Origin of the sequence: uncultured Georgenia sp., assembly GCF_937958535.1 — a bacterium.
Classification (GTDB): Bacteria; Actinomycetota; Actinomycetes; order Actinomycetales; family Actinomycetaceae; genus Oceanitalea.
In genome coordinates, this window is record NZ_CALGNQ010000022.1 from 1 (window position 1) to 4,124 (window position 4,124).

General features: G+C 75.4%; 4 protein-coding genes. All 4 read left to right on the forward strand.

Annotation, left to right across the window (positions count from 1 at the left end):
• Window positions 1-979 precede the first annotated feature (979 nt).
• From Q0195_RS00985 to Q0195_RS01000, 4 genes are read left to right on the forward strand one after another with little or no spacing between them, the layout of a single operon-like run.
• Window positions 980-1,942 (forward strand): hypothetical protein, encoded by a 963-nt coding sequence (locus tag Q0195_RS00985; RefSeq protein WP_299273344.1) that lies wholly within the window; start codon window positions 980-982, stop codon window positions 1,940-1,942.
• Complete coding sequence (locus tag Q0195_RS00990; protein WP_299273347.1) at window positions 1,939-3,003, forward strand: HAD-IIA family hydrolase; 1,065 nt, start codon at window positions 1,939-1,941, stop codon at window positions 3,001-3,003. Before Q0195_RS00985 ends, Q0195_RS00990 begins: the two co-directional genes overlap by 4 nt.
• 12 nt (window positions 3,004-3,015) lie before the next feature.
• Window positions 3,016-3,723 (forward strand): AzlC family ABC transporter permease, encoded by a 708-nt coding sequence (locus Q0195_RS00995; RefSeq protein ID WP_299273349.1) that lies wholly within the window; start codon window positions 3,016-3,018, stop codon window positions 3,721-3,723.
• Complete coding sequence (locus Q0195_RS01000; protein WP_299273351.1) at window positions 3,716-4,036, forward strand: AzlD domain-containing protein; 321 nt, start codon at window positions 3,716-3,718, stop codon at window positions 4,034-4,036. Before Q0195_RS00995 ends, Q0195_RS01000 begins: the two co-directional genes overlap by 8 nt.
• Window positions 4,037-4,124: the final 88 nt, after the last annotated feature.

Genomic DNA, 4,124 nt, shown 5'->3' on the forward strand with positions numbered 1-4,124 from the left:
CCGAACACCCATTACCGTGTGGGCCGCAACCACTGTTGCGGCCCACACGCGTTTCCGGAGGGTGTGCCAGGAAGGTTTACCGATGAACGACCACGGAGAGAACGCCGCGAACGGCGACGACCGTCCTGGTCCACGCCCGGACCACGGCACGCCCGAGCGAGGGCGGGAGCCCTCGGACCGCGCCCGCGAGGCCCGCGGGGACGAGCCGCGCAAGGACGGTGCCGGTGCGCGTCACGGTCGCAGCGACGAGCGCCGCGAGCAGGGGCGTGACCGCCGTGAGCGCGACGGCGACCGTCACCCGCGTGCCAGCGATCGCGCAGAGCCGGGCTCGGACCGGCCTCGACGTGACGGCGGCAGGCCACAGCGTGACGGGAGCCGCCCACAGCGTGGCCGCCCACAGCGTGACGGCGACCGTCGTCAGCAGGGCAGTGCGTCACGTCGTGCGACGGCGGGTGCCGACTCCAGGGGCGGTCGGTCGCCCCGCGGGACCGGAGGTGTCCCCCGCCGCGGTGCGGGCCGTCCCTATGGCACTGATGAGTCCGGCCCTCCTCGTGAGGACCGTCCGGGGCAGGGCGACCGATCCGAGCGGGCCGGGCGGGCTGCGGGTTCGGGTGGCCGGCCCTTCGGCGCCGGCGCATCCGGCCGTCGCGGTGACGGCCGTCCGGGGCAGGAGGACCGGTCCGAGCGGCCCGGGCGGGTCGGCCCCAGGCCGACCGGCGGCTACCGGGGTGGACAGGGGCGCCGCGACGGTGCGACCGGCGGCTACCAGGGCCGTGATCCTCGCCGCGAGGCCGACGACTCGCGCCCGCGCCGCTGGGAGGACCGCGGTGACAGCCGCCGCGGTCGTCCGCAGTCCGCCGGCGGCGCAGGCCCTCGCAGGGGCGGCGCCGGCGGGACGGGTCGTGTCGAGCGCAGTGCCCGGCCCTCGGCCGGTGCCGCCGCTCAGCGGCGCGACACCGACCGACCGCAGGACCCCCCGGTGGACGAGGACGTGACGCCGCAGCTGCTGGACCGAGCAGCGCGGGCCGGCCTGCGCACCCTGACCAAGGACAACGCCGACCGCGTGGCCAAGCACCTGGTCATGGCCGGCCGCCTCATCGACGTCGACCCGGAACGCGCCTACGAGCACGCCCAGGCCGCCGCCCGGAAGGCCGGACGGGTCGCCGTCGTGCGCGAGGCAGTCGCGCTCGCCGCCTATGCCACCGGCCGGTACCCCGAGGCGTTGCGCGAGGTGCGCACGGTCCGGCGGCTCAGCGGTGAGGACCTCCACCCCGCCATCGAGGCGGACTGCGAGCGGGGTCTGGGTCGGCCCGAACGGGCGCTGGCCGTGGTCGCCGCGGCGAAGCGTCGCGACCTTCCACTCGCCGAGGTCGTCGAGCTCACCCTCGTCGAGAGCGGTGCCCGGGCGGACCTGGGCGAGCACGAGGCCGGGCTGCTCGTCGTGGACAAGCTGCTGCCCTCGGTCCGCAGCGGGGAGCCCCGCAGTCGCCTGCTCGAGGTTCTCGCCGACCGGCTCGAGGAGCTCGGCCGGCACGAGGAGGCTGCCGCGGCACGGCACGAGGCCGGTGCGGTGGAGCCCGAGCCCGACCCGGTGGTCCTCGACCTGCTCGAGGGCAGCGAGGCTCCCGAGAGTGAGCCGACAGGGTCGGCATCCGAGCTCGTGGCGCCGGCCCGGACGCCCGTGGCGGCCCCCTCGACCGATCGTGCGGTCGAGTCGGAGCCCGTGGCGGACCCCTCGACCGAACGTTCCAGCGAGTCTGAGCCTGTGGCGGCCCCCTCCACCGCACATGCGGACGAGCCGGAGCCCGCGGCCGACTCCTCCATCGAGCCGGCGGGAGAGCCGCAGCCCGACCCCGCACCCCAGCCCGCCGCCGCCGCGCCGGACGTGGAGCAGGGGGAGCTGGACCTGTTCACCGACACCGACCCGGAGAATCGCCCGTGAGCGCCACCCTCATCGCATCCCGGCCGCCCGTCGAGGCCTTCGACGCTGCCCTCTACGACCTCGACGGCGTCGTCTACCTCGGACCCGAGCCCGTCCCCCACGCCGTGGAGACCATCCGGGACACGACCGAGCGCGGGCTGCGTCCGCTGTACGTGACGAACAACTCCTCCCGCGAGCCGGAGGAGATCGCTGCGCAGATCCGCGGCTTCGGACTGCCCTGCGACGAGGAGCAGATCGTCACCTCCGCCCAGTCCGTCACCCTGCTCCTGCAGGAGCTCCTCGAGCCGGGGGCCGCGGTGCTCCCGGTCGGCGGGCAGGGGCTGCGCACCGCCCTCGCGGCGGCCGGCTTCCGCCTCGTCGACAGCGCGGACGAGGCGCCCGCCGCGGTGGTCCAGGGCTTCGCACCGGACGTCAGCTGGCGCGAGCTGGCCGAAGCCGCCTACGCCGTCGCCCGCGGTGCCCGCCACGTCGCCTCCAACATGGACGCCTCCATCCCCCGGGAGCGGGGGATCGCCCCGGGTAACGGGGCCCTGGTCCGCACCGTCGTCGAGGCGACCGGCGTGGAGGCGATCGCCTCCGGCAAGCCGCGGCCCGAGATCTTCCGACAGGCGGCCGAGCGCGTCGGCGCCCGTGCGCCGCTCGCGGTCGGGGACCGCCTCGACACCGACCTCGAGGGTGCCCGCGCCGCCGGTATCCCCGGTCTGCTCGTCCTCACCGGGGTCGCCACCCCGCGCGACGTCGTCCTGGCGCCCGCCCACCAGCGGCCCGCCCTGCTCGCCACCGACCTGCGCGGCCTGCTCACCCACCACCCCGGCCCCCACTCCGTCGAGGACGGCTGGTGGGGCTGCGGCGCGGCCGTCGCGCGCGTGCACGACGGTGCCCTGGAGCTCGTGGACGACCCGACCGGCCCGCAGGGTCCCTCCGACCCGCAGCGGCTCGGGCAGGCACCCGTCACCGTCAGCCTCGACGGCTGGCGGGCCCTGTGCGTGGCCGCCTGGGACGCCGCCGACCGCGGCGCACCTCTCGCCCCGGACGACGTCCCGGACCTCACCGTCGGCTGAGCGGCGGGCACGATGGCGAGCGGGGGACGGGGCAGCGGGCTCCGCGAGGTGCGCGCCGGGGTCCGCGCGTCCCTCGCCGCCGGCCTGGGCATGTACCCGCTGGGCGTCGCCTTCGGGCTCATCGTCGTCCAGGCCGGGCTGCCCTGGTGGATGGCACCAGCGCTGTCCCTCGCCGTCTTCGCCGGGTCCCTCGAGCTCCTCCTCGTCGGGCTCATCACCAGCGGCACCTCGCTGGCGACGATCGCGCTGACCACCCTCGTGGTCAACTTCCGGCACGTCTTCTACGCCTTCTCCTTCCCGATCCACGTCGTGCGCAACCCGCTCGCCCGCGCCTACGCCGTCTACGCGCTCATCGACGAGGCCTACGCGATGACGGCGGTGCGCCCCGAGGGGTGGACCTCGTGGCGGCTGCTGTCGATGCAGGTCGCCTTCCAGTGCTACTGGGTTTTCGGCGGGCTCACCGGGGTGGCCGTGGCCGGCCTGCTACCCGGGCCCATCGAGGGACTGGAGTTCGCGCTGTGCGCGCTGTTCATCACCCTCACCCTGGACGCCGTGCGCACCCGCCGGCAGGTCCCCTCCCTGCTCCTCGCCGCCCTCGCCTTCACCGCCGCGACCGTCGCCGCACCCGACTCGGTCCTCCTCGTCGGGCTGCTGCTCTTCGTCGCCGGCCTCGTCGTGCGCTACCTCCTCACCCGCCGACACGGAGGTGCTCGTGCCTGACCCCTGGTACGTCGCCGCGGTGCTCGCGATCGGCTTCGTCATCACCGTCTCGCTGCGGGCGGTGCCGTTCGCCGTGCTGCGGCCCCTGAGCGAGTCCCGCTTCGTCGTGACGATGGCGGCCTGGATGCCGGCGGGCATCCTCGCGATCCTCGCCGCCGTGACGCTGCGGTCCGCGGGGGAGTCGGGGCGGGTGCTCCCAGCCGCCCTCGCCGCCGCGGTGACCGTCGCCGTCCACCTCACGTGCGGCCGGCGCACGCTGCTCAGCGTGGGCGCCGGCACCCTGACCTACGTCGCCCTGGTCAACCTCATGTGACCGGGACGGTGACGCCTGAGTTCGGTCATTCGCTTAGTGCCTCAGATCGGTCTCTCACGCACGCATCGGTGCAGGTCAGCGACTTACG

Bases quoted from the DNA above. Each gene is read 5' to 3' on its own strand.
- Q0195_RS00995 (WP_299273349.1), top strand. From the start codon at position 3,016: ATGGCGAGCGGGGGACGGGGCAGCGGGCTCCGCGAGGTGCGCGCCGGG.